The organism is Nostoc sp. FACHB-888 (assembly GCF_014696655.1).
Taxonomy (GTDB): domain Bacteria; phylum Cyanobacteriota; class Cyanobacteriia; order Cyanobacteriales; family Nostocaceae; genus Nostoc.
Genome location: NZ_JACJQM010000006.1, coordinates 67,710 through 88,976, shown reverse-complemented (window position 1 = coordinate 88,976; position 21,267 = coordinate 67,710). Strand labels below are relative to the sequence as shown.

The 21,267-nt window shown below is 41.6% G+C and carries 16 protein-coding genes; 9 read left to right on the top strand and 7 right to left on the bottom strand.

The genetic code is table 11. The features are described 5' to 3' along the window. Positions 1-262: 262 nt before the first annotated feature. The 6 genes from hemC to H6G26_RS05950 all read left to right on the top strand — a co-directional run bounded on the left by hemC (position 263) and on the right by H6G26_RS05950 (position 7,398). Positions 263-1,234: a hydroxymethylbilane synthase gene (hemC, locus tag H6G26_RS05975; protein ID WP_190728370.1), complete on the top strand. Its 972-nt coding sequence runs from the start codon at positions 263-265 to the stop codon at positions 1,232-1,234. A 119-nt stretch (positions 1,235-1,353) separates the two neighbouring features. Further along, entirely contained in the window at positions 1,354-2,790 is a 1,437-nt protein-coding gene (gene glgA / locus H6G26_RS05970) for a glycogen synthase GlgA (protein WP_190728369.1), read from the top strand. Positions 2,791-3,473: 683 nt separating this feature from the next. After that, the gene (locus H6G26_RS05965; protein ID WP_190728368.1) at positions 3,474-4,676 is read left to right on the top strand and encodes an acyltransferase; all 1,203 of its coding nucleotides are present in this window, start codon (positions 3,474-3,476) and stop codon (positions 4,674-4,676) included. A gap of 311 nt (positions 4,677-4,987) precedes the next feature. After that, positions 4,988-5,605 carry a phycobiliprotein lyase gene (locus tag H6G26_RS05960; protein ID WP_190728452.1) on the top strand — a complete coding sequence of 206 codons (618 nt, stop codon included), beginning with the start codon at positions 4,988-4,990 and terminating at the stop codon, positions 5,603-5,605. Next, on the top strand, positions 5,606-6,148 hold the full coding sequence (locus H6G26_RS05955) for a hypothetical protein (protein WP_190728367.1): 543 nt from the start codon (positions 5,606-5,608) through the stop codon (positions 6,146-6,148). A 482-nt stretch (positions 6,149-6,630) separates the two neighbouring features. Further along, positions 6,631-7,398 (top strand): phycobilisome rod-core linker polypeptide, encoded by a 768-nt coding sequence (locus H6G26_RS05950; RefSeq protein WP_190728366.1) that lies wholly within the window; start codon positions 6,631-6,633, stop codon positions 7,396-7,398. A gap of 421 nt (positions 7,399-7,819) precedes the next feature. Here H6G26_RS05950 and H6G26_RS42365 read toward each other — a convergent pair whose 3' ends face one another. After that, on the bottom strand, positions 7,820-8,071 hold the full coding sequence (locus H6G26_RS42365) for a hypothetical protein (RefSeq protein ID WP_242053602.1): 252 nt from the start codon (positions 8,069-8,071) through the stop codon (positions 7,820-7,822). Between H6G26_RS42365 and H6G26_RS05945 the strand changes: the two genes are divergently transcribed. Next, positions 8,060-8,806, top strand: coding sequence for a hypothetical protein (locus tag H6G26_RS05945; protein WP_242053601.1), 747 nt, complete (start codon positions 8,060-8,062; stop codon positions 8,804-8,806). The genes H6G26_RS42365 and H6G26_RS05945 overlap by 12 nt on opposite strands. 117 nt (positions 8,807-8,923) lie before the next feature. Here H6G26_RS05945 and H6G26_RS05940 read toward each other — a convergent pair whose 3' ends face one another. The 4 genes from H6G26_RS05940 to H6G26_RS05925 form a co-directional block, all read right to left on the bottom strand. Further along, positions 8,924-9,844: an RluA family pseudouridine synthase gene (locus H6G26_RS05940; protein ID WP_347242436.1), complete on the bottom strand. Its 921-nt coding sequence runs from the start codon at positions 9,842-9,844 to the stop codon at positions 8,924-8,926. Between the two features lie 238 nt (positions 9,845-10,082). Continuing rightward, positions 10,083-10,733, bottom strand: a complete 651-nt coding sequence (locus H6G26_RS05935; protein WP_190728363.1) for a Uma2 family endonuclease — start codon at positions 10,731-10,733, stop codon at positions 10,083-10,085. 244 nt (positions 10,734-10,977) lie between these two features. Continuing rightward, entirely contained in the window at positions 10,978-12,495 is a 1,518-nt protein-coding gene (locus H6G26_RS05930) for a thioredoxin-like domain-containing protein (RefSeq protein ID WP_190728362.1), read from the bottom strand. Between the two features lie 235 nt (positions 12,496-12,730). Beyond that, on the bottom strand, positions 12,731-13,318 hold the full coding sequence (locus H6G26_RS05925; protein WP_190728361.1) for an RICIN domain-containing protein: 588 nt from the start codon (positions 13,316-13,318) through the stop codon (positions 12,731-12,733). Between the two features lie 459 nt (positions 13,319-13,777). Between H6G26_RS05925 and H6G26_RS05920 the strand changes: the two genes are divergently transcribed. Next, the gene (locus H6G26_RS05920) at positions 13,778-14,692 is read left to right on the top strand and encodes a glutaminase (RefSeq protein WP_190728360.1); all 915 of its coding nucleotides are present in this window, start codon (positions 13,778-13,780) and stop codon (positions 14,690-14,692) included. Here H6G26_RS05920 and H6G26_RS05915 read toward each other — a convergent pair. Together H6G26_RS05915 and H6G26_RS05910 are read right to left on the bottom strand one after the other, a co-directional pair. Further along, positions 14,669-16,474, bottom strand: a complete 1,806-nt coding sequence (locus tag H6G26_RS05915; RefSeq protein WP_190728359.1) for an ATP-binding protein — start codon at positions 16,472-16,474, stop codon at positions 14,669-14,671. The two genes, H6G26_RS05920 and H6G26_RS05915, sit on opposite strands and share 24 nt — an antisense overlap. Before the next feature lie 305 nt (positions 16,475-16,779). Continuing rightward, positions 16,780-18,438, bottom strand: coding sequence for a hypothetical protein (locus tag H6G26_RS05910; RefSeq protein ID WP_190728451.1), 1,659 nt, complete (start codon positions 18,436-18,438; stop codon positions 16,780-16,782). Between the two features lie 537 nt (positions 18,439-18,975). Here H6G26_RS05910 and psaA point away from each other — a divergent pair. Then, positions 18,976-21,234 (top strand): photosystem I core protein PsaA, encoded by a 2,259-nt coding sequence (gene psaA, locus H6G26_RS05905; protein WP_190728358.1) that lies wholly within the window; start codon positions 18,976-18,978, stop codon positions 21,232-21,234. The last annotated feature ends 33 nt before the right edge of the window (positions 21,235-21,267 follow it).

The window sequence follows — 21,267 nt, the reverse complement described above, 5'->3', positions numbered from 1 at the left end:
GCTACTGCGAAAGTCCTACATCAAGTTTATAGCAGTTTTCAATCGATGCACCGTGTATTTTTATTGTCTGCGAGTAATAAATATAGTGGCTCGTACCGTAATAATGCTGTACTCAATAAAATTGTTTGAGATTCCTAAAACCAGCTTTAGGTAAAGAATTGTAATCCAAAATCCAAAATCCAAACCCCAAGATTGGTATGAGTCTCTGACTACGGTAGTCTAGATGAGAGTGAATTTATCGCCTGCGATATTATATTGTTTTATGACTTCAGTTGTTTCTAGCCCTCCACGCACTATTCGGATTGGTTCACGCAAAAGCCAACTTGCTCTGGTTCAGACCTACTGGGTACAAGAGCAACTCCAGAAAAGATTCCCTGATATCATTTTTGAAGTCCACACCATGTCTACCCAAGGCGATAAAATCTTGGATGTAGCACTAGCTAAGATTGGCGATAAAGGACTTTTTACTAAAGAACTTGAAGTCGGAATGCTCAATCAGGAGATTGACTTTGCGGTTCATTCCCTCAAGGATTTGCCGACTCATTTACCAGAAGGGTTAACACTGGCAGCCATTACTGAACGGGAAAATCCAGCAGATGCATTAGTGGTGCATGAAAAGCACAAAGATAAACAAATTGATACATTGCCAGAAGGTGCTGTAATTGGTACATCTTCGCTGCGGCGGTTAGCGCAGTTACGTCATCACTTCCCCCACTTTACCTTTAAGGATGTGCGGGGAAACTTGATTACACGGTTGGCAAAACTGGATGCAGGCGAATACGATGCCCTAATTTTGGCAGCAGCAGGCTTAGAAAGATTGGGAATGGGCGATCGCGTTCATCAAATTCTCCCTAAAGAAATCTCCCTCCATGCTGTTGGACAAGGAGCCTTGGGTATTGAATGCCGTGCTAATGATAGTGAAGTGCTATCTCTACTCAAAGCGATCGAACACCCCGAAACACGCGATCGCTGTCTCGCTGAACGATCTTTTCTACGCTCTCTAGAGGGTGGCTGTCAAGTCCCTATTGGTGTAAATACAGAAATATCTGGTGATAATTTGACCTTAACAGGGATAGTTGCTAGTGTAGATGGTCAAAAGTTCGTAAAAGATACCGTCACAGGGATTGCCAATAATGCTGAAGCACTAGGCATAGAACTAGCCCAAGTGTTGCGGCAACAGGGAGCGCAAGAAATTTTATCAGAAATTTTTGCGGTGATTCAACGCGGTTCTTAAGCAATTGGGCAAGCAGATGTGATTAGATAAGAGTTGATCGCCGTTGCACTCTCATATGTGCCAGACGCGACAAGAGTTAATTTGACAATATAGACAGAACCGGGGAAGCAAAAATTACCATGCGGATTCTATTTGTTGCAGCAGAGGCAGCACCCATTGCCAAAGTAGGAGGAATGGGTGATGTTGTTGGGGCATTACCCAAATTTCTGAGAGAAATGGGGCATGATGTGCGGATATTCTTGCCTTACTATGGCTTCCTGCCAGACAAAATGGAAATTCCCAAAGAACCCATCTGGCGGGGAGCTGCGATGTTCCAGGAATTTGCTGTTTATGAAAGCGTTCTGCCTGGTACTGATGTTCCCTTGTACTTATTTGGACATCCCGTTTTTCTACCCCGCCGCATTTATTCGGGAGATGATGAAGACTGGCGGTTCACCTTTTTTGCCAATGGTGCAGCCGAGTTTGCCTGGAATTACTGGAAACCGGAAATTATCCATTGTCACGATTGGCATACGGGGATGATTCCCGTATGGATGCACCAAGATCCTGATATCACCACAGTCTTCACCATTCATAATCTGGCTTATCAAGGGCCGTGGCGTTGGTATTTAGAAAAAATTACTTGGTGTCCCTGGTATATGCAAGGACACAACGTTATGGCGGCGGCGGTGCAATTTGCCAATAAGGTAAATACAGTTTCGCCCACCTATGCCGAGCAAATCAAGACACCTACTTACGGTGAAACGTTAGAAGGTTTGCTGTCCTTTATTAGCGGTAAGTTATCTGGGATTATTAACGGCATAGATACTGAAGTTTATAACCCAGAAAATGATAAATACATTGCCCAGACCTTTACTGCTGATACTTTAGATAAACGCAAAGTCAACAAAATTGCTTTGCAAGAAGAAGTAGGATTAGAAGTCAATTCCAAAGCCTTTTTAATTGGGATTGTGACCCGATTAGTTGAACAAAAAGGCATTGACTTGATATTGCAAATCCTCGATCGCTTCCTTTCTTATACAGATGCACAGTTTGTGCTGTTAGGGACAGGCGATCGCTACTATGAAACTCAGATGTGGCAATTAGCATCGCGCTTTCCCGGACGCATGGCAACTTATCTACTGTATAACGATGCCCTGTCTCGCCGGATCTACGCTGGTACTGATGCTTTCTTAATGCCTAGTCGTTTTGAACCTTGCGGTATCAGCCAAATGATGTCTTTACGCTATGGTTCTGTGCCTATTGTCCGCCGCACAGGTGGATTAGTTGACACCGTAAGCCATCACGATCCCGAAAATGCAGCGGGCACCGGTTATTGCTTTGATCGTTATGAACCGCTAGACCTTTTCACCTGTATGATCCGGGCTTGGGAAGGCTTCCGTTTCAAACCACAATGGCTAGAACTACAAAAGCGGGGCATGGCCCAAGACTTTAGTTGGTATCAATCTGCCAAAGAGTACGTGAAGTTATACAGGTCAATTTACGGTCTGCCAGAAGAAGAGGAGACACCACAACCAGAGTTAGTTTTAAACGAAGCGATCGCTACTAGTAAGTAATAAGCCTCTGTAGTGCTGTATAGATGTACACATCTAATTTTTGTGACTCATGATACCATTGTTCAGGTTAGCCTGATATCTGAAGATGCTATCATGAGTTTTTTGTTTCTGAAATAATTTTGTTTTGGGAAATATTTAACGCTCTTCTATGACTGTCACCAGATAAATATCAAAAATCTTTGTTGTTATAAGTTTTTATAAATATAGGTAAAGATAGCTTGAATTGAACGAAGTTAAACCCAAGTTACCTCTCCTCTGTATTATTTTTTCAAACTAATAACAGACGGCTAATTACATGATCAGTGGGATTCCTAAACCTTGCTTAAGGAATTTCATTTTGCTAACTTGAGTTTGATAAAGATGCTATAAAATTCAAAAAAACTTTTTGTAAACTTGTAGGTATTCATATATAGATAATTGTATATTATTTGTGGTATTTAACTACCAATTGTTTTCTTTCTATTCTCCTTGTTTTAAAAGTTTAACTAGGGAAGTATTTTTTAAATGGCACATTTAATAACTCTGTAAAATGAATTAAGCTTTGCTTGTTTTGATGTATTGACACGTTTCTCTGTATACCTTATAAGTGGCATACTTCGCCATTGAAGTAATATATGAGACGTTCCCTAATCGGGATTATTTATCCTATATTATAACAATTTTCTGTTTCTTAAATAAACAAAATGTCAGTAGAAAAAACTCAGATTCAGCCAATTTATAATATTCCTTCAATGAGGAATTATCGATGGTCAACTCATCTTGATTTATTAAGAGGGTTAGCTGCTTTATTGGTTTTTCTTGGTCATATGAGACTTTTATTATTTATAGAATATTCAGAAATTAGTAATCCTAATTTTTTGATAAAAAGATTAAATTCATTAACAGTATTGGGTCATCAATCTGTAATGATTTTTTTTGTGCTAAGTGGGTTTTTCATTTCAGCTAGCGTAATAAGAAGAATCCAGCAAAAGCAATGGTCTTGGGTTAATTATTTAGTAGATCGTTTAACACGCTTATATGTAGTATTGATTCCTGCTCTATTACTGTCTTCATTTTGGGATTTTCTAGGTATAAAAATATTTGGTACTGGACAAGATAGCTTTTATGGAGAAAAGTTTCATAACGGTCATTTAGCAACTTATAAAATTTTGGAAAATTTTACATTTCAAAATGCTTTGGGAACTCTAGCTTTTTTGCAAACAATTTTTGTAGATTTATTTGGTTCAAATAAGGCAGTTTGGACTTTAGCCTATGAATTTTGGTACTATATGCTTTTTCCTTCAATCATCCTATTTTTTTGTGTTAAATCCTTAAAAGCACGTGTTTTCTACGCTTGTTTAACTTTAGGGATATTATTAATGGTTGGTTCGAGTATTAGAATGTATTTTTTGGTTTGGCTGATGGGAGCGTTAGTTAGTATATGTCATCCTTCTAAATATCTTAAGAAAAACAATATCCTAAATTCACTCACTATTTTGTCTATAATAATCCTGTACATTGCCTTAACAAGTGAACGTTTTATATCTAGCCGGGAGACAGCAGATTTTTTAATAGGAACTTCTACTGCTGTTATGATATATCTTTTAGTTAATAGTCGTAGTCAAATAAGGCAAGAAGGAGCATACGAAAACTTCTCTAAAGCTTTAGCAGGATGTTCATATACTCTTTATCTCGTCCATATGCCGATACTGAGTTTTATTAGAGCATGTGTAATTGGCGATCGCCCTTGGGAACCAGATATTTTACACTTATTTTTTGCACTTATCATAGTTGTATTTGTATTTTTATATGCGGTTGTCATTGCACATTTTACTGAAGCAAAAACAGACAAGTTTAGAAATCTAATCATGTCTTGGATAAAAAATAGACGTTTAAATCAAGCTTAACTGTATTACTCCCAATTCTTGTAGAGACGGACGCGATTCATCACGTAAGTAGGGTTAAATTTCTGTGAAGGTAATTTCCCCACTGAGGATAACAGCATCTAAAAGCACCCGTAATCATCGCAACCGAAACACCAGAGATATAGGATAACAGGCAATTTCTGGGATTACTTTGTAGTAACGTGAATCAATCAGGTCTTGAAGCTGACCACCAATCGCTGTAATGTTTAGAATGTTTATATACCAAAAACTTTAAAAAGAAACAACAAGGTAAAAATCATCCGCAGGAGTAATTAGTAGGAGTCAGAAGATTGATAGACGCAATGGACTTTTTTCAGCTTAGTGCTGGTAAGTGGCGATCGCAACGTGCAACTCATCACCTAGCCTTTAAGCGCTCAGAAGTAGGAGAATCGGATATACAGGTAGAAACTCTAGATGCCAATCATCCAGAAATCATTGAGCTTTGCCAGTATCACCAGATTGACCCCAGCCTTTCGGTAGGTGGATCGAGGGTGCGTTGGCTAGGAACGATGTCTTGGGACAGAGAGGGTGAGGAGAACCATCAAGGAAAAACCATATTTGCGATCGTGCCTGATGCCGATAACCCCAGGGGTGGTAAATTACTGCGTGAAAGAGGCTATGCCGAAATTGTGCCTGTAGTCGGTCTTTTTCACATGGATGATGAAGATGGGCTAGTGTTGACAACCGAATACGAAACAATGAGTTCCATTGAGAGATTCTGGTTCGCCAGCCCAAATATGCGACTGCGAACCAGTACAGTAAAACGGTTTGGTGGCTTCAGCACGGCATCGTTTTGTACAGAAACCCGTATTGAAACTTCTAGTGAGGTTTCCAATACAGAAAATGTAACAGAAACACAAAGCCCGGATGTTCTGGAAAAAAGCCAGTTTTATTCAGTTTTGGGTTGGTGAATGATTCTTAAGCAGACCGATGCTTTTACTCGTGGCCGAGATTATCTGCATTGGGTACAGGGGTTTGCCCTAGAACCGGGTATGGTGGATGTGTTCGATAACCTGCGCGATCGCATCCCCATTTGTACTTGGATTGGCGATAATATTAACACCGTTAACGCTCAGATCAACGCCTATTTACAGCTTTGTCATGAGTGTTTTCATCCCCAAGAGCGTCGCCACATCCAAATTTTTGCAGCCCCCATAGCTCAATCCTTCGGCATCGACGGGCTGTGTAATATTCTCATAAACCCAATTACCATTCTGGTAGATGTTGGTCGTGTTGCACCTAAAGACTGGTTTGGTATAGTCATCCATGAATACGCCCATGCCCATCTAGGAGACTTCGGTCACAATCAGCAGTTTGCCAACATCCTATCTCATCTATGTTTAGGACTTGGATTGGAACCACCCTATTGCGAGCCAGGGATGGAAGCAACTTTGCGTAGTTGGCCTTACTGTAAGTCAACCATAGATCCTCTGGAATTTTGGTTAGGTCATTGAAGGAGGCAGGAGGTAAGGGACTTCCAAAGAAAAAATATCCTATCGCTTTTAAAGCAGGGGGCAGGGGGCAGGGAGCAGGGAGCAGGGGGAGGGAAAGTCGTTGTGATTCCAAAACATTTGATAATTTATTTTTTGGAGTTCCCTAACGACACATAACCAATGCCCAATGCCCAATTCCCCATTAATTTCTTTTGCTATATGTTAATAATTATTGCTTTATTTCAAAAAGGTGAAACTGAATCTCCTAATCTGAAATATGTGAATAAAATTTTTTAGGTAGTTATTAGCCTGAAAGCCCCACTGCCTTTATTGATTTAGCTATGGCTTGAATCCAACAGGCTAATCGTTATTTTTCACAATAGTTAAATTTCCCTTAGTTAAGTTTCGTGAAATTTTATCAGAATCTGAAGTTCTGATACAACTACTCCCTTAATATGTGATCTAAAGTTGTTAACTTTAATTAAGAATATGGAGGCTTTAGAGTGGCAATTCCTCTGTTAACATACGACCCTTCAAGTCAAAACCAGCGTGTAGCTGCATACGAAGTACCAGGTGATGAACAGCCTAGGATTTTTACTACAGACAATTTGCTTTCTCCGTCAGATTTAGACGTTCTGATTGAAGCAGCATATCGTCAAATTTTCTTTTATGCCTTTGCTGCCGATCGCGAAACATTTTTAGAGTCCCAACTCCGTAATGGACAGATTACAGTGCGGGACTTTATTCGTGGGTTGCTGCTTTCCAATACCTTTAGGAAAAGCTTCTACGACCTCAACAATAATTATCGCTTTGTTGAGCAAGTAATCCAGCGCGTTCTAGGACGCGACCCATACAGTGAGCGGGAAAAAATTGCCTGGTCAATTGTAGTCGCTACCAAGGGTATTAGAGGCTTTGTTGATGAAGTCCTCAACACTGAAGAGTACCTGAGCAATTTTGGAGACTCCACAGTGCCTTATCAGCGCCGTCGCATATTGCCATCCCGCGCTGAGGGTGAGTTGCCATTCAACATCAAATCTCCGCGATACGAAGCTTACCACCGTACCAAGCTGGGTTTCCCCCAAATCATTTGGCAGGTCGAAGTACGCAGATTCCTCCCACAAGAGCGAAAGCCCAAGGCAGGCGATCCAGCTCTATTCTTGTCTATGGCACAAAGTGTCAATGCAAAAGGCAATACACCACAAAGGATCTCGTCATTCAACATCGATATCGAAAAGTCTGTACCTTATCGCCAGTTAGCTGGAATTAAGTAACGATTTTTGTTCGACGGCTGTCTAGTACATCCATTTGATCATTTTATAGCGTGCATAAGTCTTGGGTTACGTAGGAGTTTCATTTAGGTATAACTAGTGGAACAGACTCTATCCCATGTCTAATGCACGCTAATCGTTTGTTTAGATGCACATATTAAAAGTTGTTTGAATGTAACTAACTTTAGGCACTTTATCTAACTTCCTTGCCCGGTCGTAACTTAGTAGATTTAAAGTTAAGTAAAGTCAGATTTGAGTAAAATCAGATAGCGCCAAGGGTTTCTCATGCTGTGGCTGGATGAGGAAAATGGTTAATGATTATATAGAAATTAGAAGGAAGAGGTACTTCAAACTCAGTTCACAAATTGCTCAGTTGGATAATGCACAATTGCGTTCTCTGTTTGACAATAGTGAGTCAAATGAGTCAAGCACGGGTTGGGGGATGAATCACGCCATCCTCCTTGGAGAATTCAAGGTCTTTGTGAAACGTATTCCAGTTACAAACATCGAATTTGACAACCTGTTCTCCACCAGAAACCTCTACGATCTGCCTACTTACTGTAATTACGGCTTCGGTTCCACTGGTTTTGGAGTCTTCCGGGAACTCGTGACCCATATCAAGACGACCAACTGGGTATTGGACGGGGCAATTGCCAGTTTTCCATTGATGTACCATTATCGGATTATTCGTTTCGACGGGCGGCGTGCAGATGTAGATAGGTTGCATCTAAAAGCTTATGTGGAGTACTGGGGCAATAGTGCGAACGCCGGGAATTATGTGTTAGATAGAGCAAACGCCAAGTATGAGTTAATTTTGTTTCTAGAGTACATACCGAATGTTCTGGAAACATGGCTGCGGGAAAACCCCAACAAACTTCAGAAACCCTTGGATGATTTACGCACGACGATTACCTTTTTGAGGACGAAGGGAATCATTCACTTCGATGCACATTTTCGTAACATCCTCACCGACGGCAAGCAAATATATTTGACAGATTTTGGTTTGGTACTTGACAAGAGTTTTACGTTGACGAAAGATGAAGAGTTATTCTTTAAACAAAACACATTTTACGACTATGGTGAAGTCCTGCGAAATCTTAGTCACCTGATTCGATCGCCCTATGATTTATGTTCGGAGAACGATAAACGCAGGATAATGGAAAAGTATGGCATAAAAGAAGGTTTAAAACCTTATGAACTGAGGTCTATATTACTCGACAACATTGAGCAGATACATTCTGATGGCGTCATGAAGTTAGATGAGTTCTATGTTGCCAGCATCGTCAAATACCGTAGCATCATTGCGCTGATGCAAGACTTCTTTTCTGATATGTGGGAAAATAAGAATAAGAACACGAAACTTCGTCACGCAGAACTACGACTGCTGCTCAAAGAGACGGGGTTTGCTTGAGCGCGATATCTACGGTAAGCTGCGCTAACGCACTGCACAACCAAAAATTCCGGCGTTAGTACCGAGGTGAGAGCGAGGGCGATTACAAGAATGCGATCGCCTTTGAATAAAATAAGATTAAGATGCAGTTCGTCTTTTTAACATCTCCACAAGTTTTGTAAAGTGGCTGGGAGGGTTTGCTGTCACTTCAATCAACTCTCCAGATACGGGATGCAGTAATTTTAGTCGCCAAGCGTGCAGTGCTTGACCGGGCAAATTTACCCCCACTGAATGACCAGAACTATAAACTGGGTCGCCAACAATAGGATGACCCATTTTGGCGCTATGGACACGAATTTGATGGGTGCGTCCAGTTTCTAGTTGGAAGTGAATTAATGTATAGTTACCGAGGCGTTCTAGTACTTGCCAATGAGTGACTGCGGCTCGTCCGCCTTGTTCAACAGGCATAATAGCCATTTTTTTGCGGTCTTGTGGATGGCGACCAATGGGTAAGTCAATCGTACCACTGTCAACTTTTGGCGCACCGTAAACCACACCCAAATATTCTCTCCGTGCGGTTTTAGCTTTGAGTTGTGCTTGTAGGTGATGATGGGCAACTTCTGTTTTAGCGATCGCGATCGCACCCGTTGTATCCTTATCTAATCGATGGACAATTCCCGGACGTTGCACTCCGCCAATTCCTGGTAAATTGGGGCAGTGAGCCAATAAAGCATTTACCAAAGTACCATCAGGATGACCGGGTGCAGGATGGACAACTAAACCTGCGGGTTTGTTAAGAATGAGTAGCTGGTCATCTTCGTAAAGGATATCTAAGGGGATATCTTCTGCTACTAGTTCTAAAGGTTGCGCTTCTGGTATTTCCAGAGTGATGCGATCGTTTAACTTGACATTGATCTTCTTAGATGTGCAAACTTTGTCGTTAAGTTGGACGTTACCCTGTTCGATTAACTGTTGGATGCGGGAACGGGATAAGTCTGGTAATTCTTTGGAAAGGTAACGGTCAAGGCGATCCTTGCCTTTAGTGTTAACACAGTGTATCGTATCCTTGAAGGGAAGTAAGCTAGACTCTGCATCCTCTAGTGGAGTTGACAAGGGTTCGCCCTTGGCGTTGCCGGAGCGATCGTTATTTTCTTGGATGTGCAAATTAAATTCGGTCACAATTGCTCTAAATTATTAATTCCCCGTTCTTTAAGTAAAGCGCGGAATGCTTGAAAAGGGGGTTTATAAATCGTGTCTACTCAGGTAAAACCTTGATGTATCCGCGAATTCTATTGCCTTAGCTGTCTTGTATTTGTTCTCTTACCGATTGTCGAAACGTTTTAAGTGTTGAACTCAATCCTGTGGTTCCCGCCATTTCCACAAATCGGGGAATGAGTTCTGTAATAGAAAAAGTGGGAAATGTGGGGCTGATGACAGATTTCACATATTGCTCACCTTGCAGCAAGCTAATTTCTAGGTTTTTGCTTTCATATCGCCAAATTTCAGGTACTTTTAAAGCGTGATATGCACTAATTTGGGTTTTAGAGGTGACATCAATTTCAATTACTAAATCAGGAGGAGGGTCAACACTTAGGTCTATCCTATCTTTCCCAATCATTAGCTTATAGTTTTGAATATAAAAACAATCATTGGGTTCAATACCTGCACTTATATCTTTTCGCTTAAAGGTAGTTGAACCTAAAGACTCCCAATTGAGATCGAGTTCATCTAGCAAGGCTTTCACTAAATCTCCAATAATTACCTTAGATCGCTCATGTTCTGGTAATGGAGCCATAATTTCTAACGTTCCTTGGCTGTATGCTACTCGACTCCCGCGATGCTCTCCTAACTCGTTGAGAATTGCTTCAAATACTTGCCAACTCACATCTTCCAAGATTATTCTTTGCCCTGGTGGAACTCGAATTTGTTTGAGTTGAAGAGTAACCATAAGATGTTAGTTGTTAAATAATTCTATTTTTACTCAAATTAGAGATGAGCGAAAAGAGGATTTCTCCAAATTCGATGTCGCAAATGCCTTGTAAAAAGCGATCGCTTATTAAAACTTACGCAATAACTCTCTGAAACTCTCATTCCTTTGCGCTTTTGCGGTTCGTTTTTTCATGATTTTCTTATTTAAAATCTTACTCAGAGATGCAAAGTTATTCTCAGCACCTGTTGGTAAAGCAATCATTTTATAGATTAGGGGGAATACAAACATCCGGCGCACACAAACCAACAAACTCTACCGTTATCACCTTAAGAGTATTCAAATCTACGCGGCGGATGGCATGATTATTGGTATCAGCAATATATAGATATGAACCGATCGCACTCAATCCCGAAGGTTCAAAAAATCGAGTGTTTTTACCCTGGCCATCTTGTAAGCCACTAGTACCATCTCCTAAAACTGTTTGACAATTATCTGTAGTTGGACTCACTAATTTAATTTTGTGATTGTAAGTATCTGCTACCCACAGAAAATTTTCAGCATATTCCACTCCTAAACAGTGCTGTAAACGGACATCTTCACCTTGTCCATCTACATCACCAAAACCAAATAAACCCCTGCTACCGCAAACAGTTCGCACTTGGTACGGTTCTACAATTCCAACACCGCGAATTGAGCTAACTTCACTGTCAGCAATATATAATTCATTCCCATCGGTGCTAATACCGCTAGGTTGAGCAAAGGCAGATTCGGTAAGTGAACCATCAACGCAAGCTTCTGCACCAGTACCAGCATACGTTTTGATGATGCCAGTTTCTAAATCCATTTGCCAAATTTGATGAGGCCCAGCCATTGCAATAAACAAAGTATTTCCCACTTTCACTAAATCCCAAGGAGAATTTAGCGCAGTTTCTAAACCAGTACCCCCATGAGGACGGATATTGCGGCTTTGTTCACCAGTTCCTGCGATCGCTTCCACTACTTGACGCTTCAAATCTACTCGCCGCAGGGTATGATTTTCTGTATCAGCAATATAAAGAATTTCATTTTCGGCATCATAAGCCATTCCCTGTGGTGCAGAAAATTGCGCTTCGCTAAAAGCACCATCAGTTAAACCAGATTTTCCAGTACCAATCAAGTGTAAAATTTCCCCATCAAAGCTACTCATAATCAGGCGATGATGTCCAGAGTCAGCGATGAATAAACCCGTTGGAGTAGCTATAACTTTACCAGGAAAAGCTAGGGGTGTGATTAATGGTTGGCGCTGTTTTTCTAAAGTCAAGCTGATTTCTTGAAAATTAATTGTGCCTTTTTCTTGATGTTGCTGAATTAACTTTTGAATCAACTCGTCTAAAGTGTCACGATTTCCTTCTCCAGAAATCTGGCCAATCACGTAACCTTCTGGATCAATAATTATTAATGTAGGCCAAGCACGTACAGCATACTCTTCCCAAATCCGAAAACCACTGTCAACTACAACTGGATGTTCAATGTCGTAGCGCAGGATAGCTTGACGAATGTTTTCTGTTTCTTTTTCATTTTCAAATTTGGCAGAGTGAACACCAATAACGGTAAGGCTGTCTTTATATTTTTGTTCTAAATATTTCAGGTTTGGCAAAATATGTAGACAATTGATACAGCAGTATGTCCAAAAATCTAAAATTATAACTCTACCCCTGAGTTGTTTAAGAGGCAAAGGTTTATCGATGTTGAGCCAAGAGTAATTTTGTGGTAGTTCTGGCGCTCTGACACGAGGAATCATACTAATTTGTAATTCGTAATTAATATCATGCTCGCATAATTAGTTATGATTCCCACAGTCATTGTACCCCACCCCTTAATCTTTTAAGAGGGTGCGGGGCTTGATGTACAGGAGTCCTAAAAACTTAGCTTGGTAAGACTTTCCCGTTCCCATATAGAGCATGGGAACGAGAGAATTTACGAAATCCTGTACCTTAGCTCTGGGCGACTCATCCGGTTTCATTCAACCAGTATTCTTAAAAACTTGGTTGCAATCGACACCTCTGATCTGATCTGGCACTGGTTCCGGTAAATCCAGATAGTTCGCAATCAAAAAGTTCCAATCGCGCACGATTCGCTGTGCCAGGATTTCCAACTACATCAATGCATTTGTTGGATAATCCATTTCTGAGAAATCCTGCACCAATGAATTCCCACCTTTGATCTGTGGTATTACCTGAACTGGAAAATCCAGATAATTCGCAATCAAAAAGTTCCAATCGCGCACGATTCGCTGTGCCAGGATTTCCAGCTACATCAATGCATTTGTTGGATAATTTATTTCTGATAAATCCACCACGAATAAATTCCCATTTTTGATCTGTGATTCTACCGGTTCCGGTGAATCCAGATAGTTCGCAATCAAAAAGTTCCAATCGCGCACGATTCGCTGTGCCAGGATCTCCAACTACATCAATGCACTTGTTGGATAGTTCGTTTATTATAAAGAATCCCCCCACTTGTGCAATAGCATTTTGATTTTCTACAACGCAAGTTGCTCCCCATAATAGCGAACCAACGAAGCCAACTGCGATCGCTGTACACTTTCTTGAATTAGGTTTCACAAGTTTTTCCCCTTGAACGTTAAATTGATTTTGTTTCACAATGCTTTTGTTCTGGCAGATCAACTTACGCCATGTGCAACTTATACTCAAAACTAACCCCCCAGCCCCCAACCGTTGTAAGGAATGGGGAGAACTACAGCAGATTTCAAGTTTATGAGCTAGAAAAATACTCCACCCGCGCACTCGCGCATCCTCCCCAATACATCGGGGAGGGTTGGGTAATTATTGGTATCAACTTAAGCTAAAATCTTCTGACTTCAGAATATTAAGTTGCACATTGCGTAAATTTAATATTCCTAAGCTTGTTCCGATTGAACTTGATATTGTCTTTTAACATCAATAACTTTCAAAAAGATTTCGCAGCTTATAGATGTTTTTCTGCTATTACAAAGCCTTGACGAGACTTATAATACACTGTTAATTGCTATTTAATACATGAGCTTTTAGAAAATTTACATTTTGAAACGACTTGACAAACTAACTACTATGAACTTATCAGCCTGGGTGCAACTAGCTAAAATTCAGGCTAAACAAGGACAAGTTATCGATCGCATTCCGCAATTAGCTAAAGCTAATCCTGCTTTGTTTGCAGTTCATATCTGCTGTGAATCGGGAAAAACTATCAGCTTTGGGGATACAGCTTGTATTTTCCCGCTAATGAGCGTGATTAAGATATTTTCTTTACTCTATCTGCTAGAACATCTAGGAGCAGAAAGAGTTTTTGGGTGGGTTGGAGTACAACCATCGGATGCACCTTTCAATTCTTTAGAACAACTCATTACTGATCGCGGATACCCCCGCAATCCGATGATTAATAGTGGAGCAATTACTCTCGCTGGTAAATTACCGGGAAAGGACGCAAGCGATCGCACTTTTTTATTTTGTCAATGGCTCAACCAATTAGCAGGTTGCCAACTATCTTTAGATGAGGCCATGCTAGCTTCAGTGCGATTAACACGCTCAAAAGCCAATGAAGCGATCGCAAACTACCTCGCCGAAACAGGTCATCTAGAAAATCAGGAAACCGCACTTGACAATTACGAGAAAATATGCTCTATATCAGGACGAGTTGAAGATTTAGCCCTGTTAGGAAAGCTCTTAGCTTGTGAAAATAGCTGTATATCGTTACAAAACCGTTGCATTGTCAATGCTGTGATGTCAAATTGTGGACTGTACGAAGCTTCTGCCCAGTATGCAGTCAAAATTGGGCTACCGATGAAATCAGGGATTGGTGGTGGACTTGTAGCAATAGTACCAGGTGAGGGTGCGATCGCTTGCTATAGTCCTGGGTTGGATAATATAGGAAATCCTGTAGGTGCGATCGCATTCGTTGAAGCTTTAGCGCAAGAGTTACACTTGAGCATTTTCGGATAAATGGTGCTTTTGAATTGGAAGAGAAATGATGAATTCTGTACCACTACCCACCTCAGATTTACACATTAATTGTCCTCCGTGTTTCTCAACTACAATCTGATGACTAATTGAAAGTCCCATACCAGTGCCAACACCTCTGGCTTTTGTAGTGAAGAACGTCTCAAAAATTTTTTCTTGAACATCAAGGGGAATCCCAGAACCATTATCACCAATGCGGACAACTACCCAGTTTTTATCTTTAAGTTCAGTAGCGATCGCAATTCGTGGCTTGTCTTGAGCATTGTGCTGTTCTTCAAATGCATCAAGCGCATTGCTAATAATATTCATGAACACTTGATACAGTGAGCTAGAAAAACCCTCAATGCTGGGAATATCGCCGTATAAGCGCTCAATCGTAATACCTTTTTTGATGCGGTTATTGAGAATGAGTAGGGTACTCTCAATACATTCGTGCAAATTTACTGGATGCGCTTCTGCTTCATCTAGACGAGAGAAGTTTTTCAAACTTAAGACAATTTGCCGCACGCGATCGGCACCAAACTTCATTGACTGCAAAAGTTTGGGTAAATCTTCTTCTAAGAATTCTGCATCAATTTCAGTGGCATAGGCTTGCACCGCTAGAGGTGGATTAGGCACTTCTTGGCGATAGGTTTGTAGCAATGCTAATAAATCGTCTACATATTGAATAGCAGGATCTAAATTTCCATAGATAAAATTTACTGGATTATTAATTTCATGGGCAATACCAGCTACCATTCGTCCTAAGCTAGACATTTTCTCACTTTGGAGCAATTGGGCTTCTTGCATTTGCTGCTGATGAAAAGCTGCTGCTTGCTGTTCTTCCAGTAGGCATTTAACTCTATATAAAACTTGGTTAAATGCAATAGCAAGTATCCCAATTTCATCTGTAGTCATGACGGGTGCTTGCAGGTCAAAGTTAGATTCTTTGGTGACTCGCTGCGCCATATTTGTCAGCACTTCGACCGGACGGGTAATGGTTCGACTGGTGAATAAAGCTAAAACAGTAGCAATTAGCGCTGATAGCAGTACACTAGCAGTAATAATATAAACCCGCATTTGTGCTGCTGTCTTGAACGCAGCCGTCGCTGCTGTTAAATCTTTATAAGAAGAATTAATGACGGTAACTAATTCATCAGATATCCCGTCAAACTTGATTGCTAACTCACTGTTGGTAAACTTCAACAGTCGTTGTTGAGCGATCGCAATTTTATTTTGAGTTAAAGGTGATAGTTCAAGTTGCTGAAGTAATTCTTTAAGCTGCCGAATATAAGTTTGAGTTAAACCATCATAAGTTTTTAGAAACAGGGGAATGTTCTCAATATGGTTTTCGCCCGCATAATCAGCATTTTTTATATATTTTTGGAGTTCAGACCAGACTTGCTCAATTTCAGGGACATGTACATTAGTAATGTGTGCGTATTCCTCTGTATATAACTTTGGATATGACACTAATGGAATGAGCTGCTGTTGGTGCGTCCGTGTCTGGAGGATACTTGTCTGGAGGCGATAAAGCAAATTCAGTTCCTTAAAAGCGTTTTGTTGCTCCTGCAAAGCTTTTTCTTGATAGTGTTCTCCAAAAATTAATCCAATCGTAGTTCCTAAAATTCCAACACTCAGAGCAAGAGCATAGCCACATTTAATTTTGTTAGCAACACTCAGACCATTTGTAAGTCGTGAAAACCACCCTTTTCGGTTCAATTGTACGGCAGCAATATCACCGGAAACTGCCTGAAAATTTGAACCTTGAGTCTGATAAGCCATAGGAATCCTAAGTAATAAAAGCTAATCCTTACTTAGAATTCCCTAGTTGTTCTGCAAAATAAAAATTTTGCAACTTTTTGCTCCCGATAGTAAAGCAAATTATCAACGAAGGCAGGAGTTAGGGGGCAGGAGGCAGGAGGAAAACTGACCCCTAACTCCTTCCCGTGACCGGAGGGAACTTGGGTTTAAGACCCCCACCAAATTTTTAATTTGGTGGCTTTTATTCAGGAGGGGTCTGAATCCCCTTGTGAATAAGACCTTCTGCCTTCTGCCTTCTGCCTTCTGCCTTCTGCCTTCTGCCTCCTTCAATTCACTTCTCTTTTTTCCGGTAATGGCGTTGATTCAGGTGTTGGCGTTACCTCTGGCTGTGGTTCTGCTGTTGGCGTAATTATTTCTGGTACTGGAGATTCAATAATCTCTGGCAGTGTAGGTGGCAAACTAGGAGATGGCGCAACTGGTACTTGTGGAGTAGGTGTCTTGCCTGTTCGACGGTTAAAAAATCCGCCAAATTTAGGTTTTGTTGTCTGAGGCACAACTTTTTCGGGTAATGGCGTTGATTCAGGAGTTGGCATTACCTCTGGCTGTGGTTCTGTTGTTGGCGTAATTATTTCTGGTACTGGAGACTCGATAATCTCTGGCAGCGTGGGTGGCAAACTAGGCGATGGCTCAACTGATGATTGTGGGTTGGGGACTTTACCAGCCCTACGGTTGAAATATCCATCTAATCTAGGTTTTATTGGTTGAGGTACAACTTTTTCAGGTAAAGGCGTTGATTCAGGTGTTGGCTTTACCTCTAGTTGCGGTTCTGATACCGGAGGCTCAATTATTTCTGATGGTGTCGGTGACAGACTAGGAGATGGTAAGGCTGTTGGAACTTCCAATTTTGGTTGTTCTGGCTGTGTTTTGGATTCTTTTGGAACTTCAGTTTCAGGAATGGGCTGTTTTTCTAGCTTCGGTTGTATTTGGGGTGTTTTCTCAACAGACGGCGTAGGTGCGAGTTTATAATTCGGGTCTACAATGCCACGCACCTCATCTGCTGTGAGTTCTCCTCTGACAATTTTCGACAAAGTGTCTTTACCTTTTGGTTGGTAGTCAATTAGCCTGACTGTAGTATTAAAGGCATTTTTAAGAGGATTTCCTTGGTTATCAAGAAATTCTAGTTTTACCCAGTTTTTTCCTGGACGGAAGCCTTTAAGATAAACTGCTTGCCAGCGATCAAAAATAAAGCTTTCACCATTAATTGTGGAGCGGATGCGCCAATCACTGAATTCGTCGTTAGCGTTTTCCTTCAGGGCGAGGTGCAAAGGAGCGTTAGTTAGGTAAAAGTCCAGTAAGATTGGTTCTGCTCCGTAGCTACTTTGAGGACGGCTGTAAGTTAGCAGGGGTAAATTAGGATCTGGGTTGTTGTCATCGGTTTTGGTGAAAATGTGAAATGTCGTCTCGGCATAAGCGCCTTCATTCTTAAAGCTTTCATGCCAAGGACGAGAAGCAAAGACGCGCAGGGTATGAGTACCTGGAGACAAGTCTGACAAAACCAAGGGCTGATTCAGGTCGTAAACAGGTATATAAGGTTGGTTATCTAAAATTACGTGTAAATGGGGCCCTAGTTGTAATTGTGGGTCTTTAAATATTGGTAGATCCTTAACCTGAAAACTGGCTGTGGCTTTGTTGTCTTGGAGAACTTCATCAGCTTGCGGAGTAACAATTGTAACCTGTGGCTGATAAACTTCCAAAATTGTCCGCAGTTCTTGGATAACAGAGGGTGGCGAAACTTCCGAAAATTGCTTTGAAATTTGAGAAATCTCTGGAGAGTTTTCTCTATATTCAGTAGATACTTCCTGGCTACTAACTTTCCCACCACAACTGGTCAAGCTTAATACCAGCAATAATGTCATTACCCACCTGAGAATCGGGAACCTCTGAGGGAGGAGCTTCTGTAATACCCTTTTCTGCCAAGAGTTCATGCGTTGCACCCAGTGATAATCTTCGACAATTGACAGATTATTTTGGCTCAAACTGTCCATAGGGAACAATAGCCTAAAAGATGAAATCTGCCTCAAATCTCATAAGTTTTCTTGTGTATCTCAGGAAATTTTAAAATAAGTCATATTCTTTACAGCTTTTTACTTACAACAATGAAAATATGACACAAATGTTCATGAATAATAGCAGCAAAAGCTGGAATGCCCGACACAGCCTGCCAAACCATAAATTTTACAAATTGTTATTCTTTGTAAATTAAATGGAAAAACTATTGACTTTTAGGCAAAGAGCTTGAAGTTAAAAGGCATACAAGGCAGTAATTCCAGCTAGATTTCAGCAAGTTTGAATTATTGTTAAAATATCTCTAACAAAGTGCAGGTTAAGACTCTATAATTCAACGAGAAACAACTATCCACATAGGGTGTTCATTACGGCTTCAGTAAAATTCTGGAGTATGTGATAATGGTTAACTTTGTGGTATTCATGATTCCTCATTCCTTATCTAGAGAGGAGGTCGAATGACAATAAGTCCTCCGGAGCGAGAGGAAAAAAAGGCAAGAGTAATCGTCGATAATGACCCAGTTCCAACCTCATTCGAGAAATGGGCGCAACCTGGACACTTTGACAGATCCTTAGCCAGAGGTCCCAAAACCACCACATGGATTTGGAACCTGCACGCACTCGCCCATGATTTTGATACACATACAAGCGATTTAGAAGACATATCCCGTAAGATATTCTCAGCCCACTTCGGCCACTTAGCCGTAGTGATGGTTTGGTTGAGTGGGATGATTTTCCACGGTGCGAAGTTTTCTAACTACGAAGCTTGGTTAAGCGACCCGTTAAACGTTCGGCCTAGTGCCCAGGTCGTTTGGCCCATTGTGGGACAAGACATTTTAAACGGTGATGTTGGCGGTGGTTTCCACGGTATTCAAATCACCTCCGGTTTGTTTCAAGTATGGCGTGGTTGGGGTATCACAAACTCCTTCCAGCTTTACGTGACTGCGATCGGTGGCTTGGTATTAGCAGGCTTATTCTTATTTGCTGGCTGGTTCCACTACCACAAACGCGCTCCAAAACTGGAATGGTTCCAGAACACGGAGTCGATGCTGAATCACCACTTGTCAGTATTGCTGGGTTGTGGCTCATTAGGCTGGGCTGGTCACATAATCCACGTTTCCGCACCGACCAACAAGCTTTTGGATGCAGGCGTAGCTCTTAAAGATATACCCTTGCCCCACGAGTTCATCTTGAACAAAGGCTTGTTGACCGAGCTGTATCCTAGCTTTGCTGCTGGTTTAGCACCTTTCTTCACCTTGAACTGGGGTCAGTATGCTGACTTCCTCACCTTCAAGGGCGGTCTAAACCCAGTAACAGGCGGCTTGTGGATGACTGACATTGCTCATCACCACTTAGCGATCGCAGTTGTCTTTATCATTGCTGGTCATCAGTACCGTACCAACTGGGGTATTGGTCACAGCATTAAAGAGATCCTAGAAAATCATAAAGGTCCTTTCACCGGTGAAGGTCACAAAGGTCTTTATGAAAACATGACCAGCTCCTGGCACGCTCAGTTGGGAACGAACCTAGCCTTATTGGGTTCGCTGACCATTATTGTGGCGCACCATATGTACGCCATGCCTCCTTACCCATACCTGGCAACTGACTATGCTACACAGTTGTGCATATTCACTCACCATATGTGGATTGGAGCCTTCTTTATAGTAGGCGGTGCGGCTCACGCTACCATTTTCATGGTGCGGGATTACGATCCTGTGGTCAACCAAAACAACGTTTTGGATCGGGTACTTCGTCATAGAGATGCAATCATCTCTCACCTAAACTGGGTGTGTATATTCCTTGGCTTCCATAGCTTTGGGTTGTACATCCACAATGACACGATGCGTGCCTTGGGTCGTCCCCAAGATATGTTTTCGGATACAGCAATCCAATTGCAACCAGTTTTTGCCCAATGGGTACAAAACATCCACACCTTAGCTCCTGGTGGCACTGCTCCCAATGCCTTAGAACCAGTTAGCTATGCGTTCGGCGGTGGAATCTTGGCGGTAGGCGGCAAAGTGGCGATGATGCCCATTGCTTTGGGTACAGCCGACTTTATGATCCATCACATCCACGCATTCCAAATTCACGTTACCGTCCTGATTCTGTTAAAAGGATTCCTGTTTGCCCGTAGCTCTCGTCTGATTCCAGACAAAGCAAACCTGGGCTTCCGCTTCCCTTGCGACGGTCCTGGTCGTGGTGGTACCTGTCAAGTGTCTGGTTGGGATCACGTGTTCCTCGGACTATTCTGGATGTACAACACCATATCCATCGCAATTTTCCACTTCAGCTGGAAGATGCAATCAGATGTATGGGGAACTGTAGATGCAGATGGTGCTGTGACTCACATCACCGGTGGTAACTTTGCCCAAAGCGCGATTACCATCAACGGTTGGTTGCGAGACTTCTTGTGGGCACAAGCTACACAAGTCATCAATTCCTATGGCAGTGCGCTATCTGCTTATGGACTCATGTTCTTAGGCGCTCACTTTGTTTGGGCATTCAGCTTGATGTTCCTGTTCAGTGGTCGCGGCTACTGGCAAGAACTGATTGAGTCCATTGTTTGGGCGCATAACAAACTGAAGGTAGCACCAGCAATTCAGCCTCGCGCTCTGAGTATTATTCAGGGTCGAGCTGTAGGGGTAGCTCACTACCTCTTGGGAGGAATTGCCACAACTTGGGCGTTCTTCCATGCACACATCCTTTCAGTAGGGTAGCAATCAGTTATTGAGTGCTGAGTACTGAGTGCT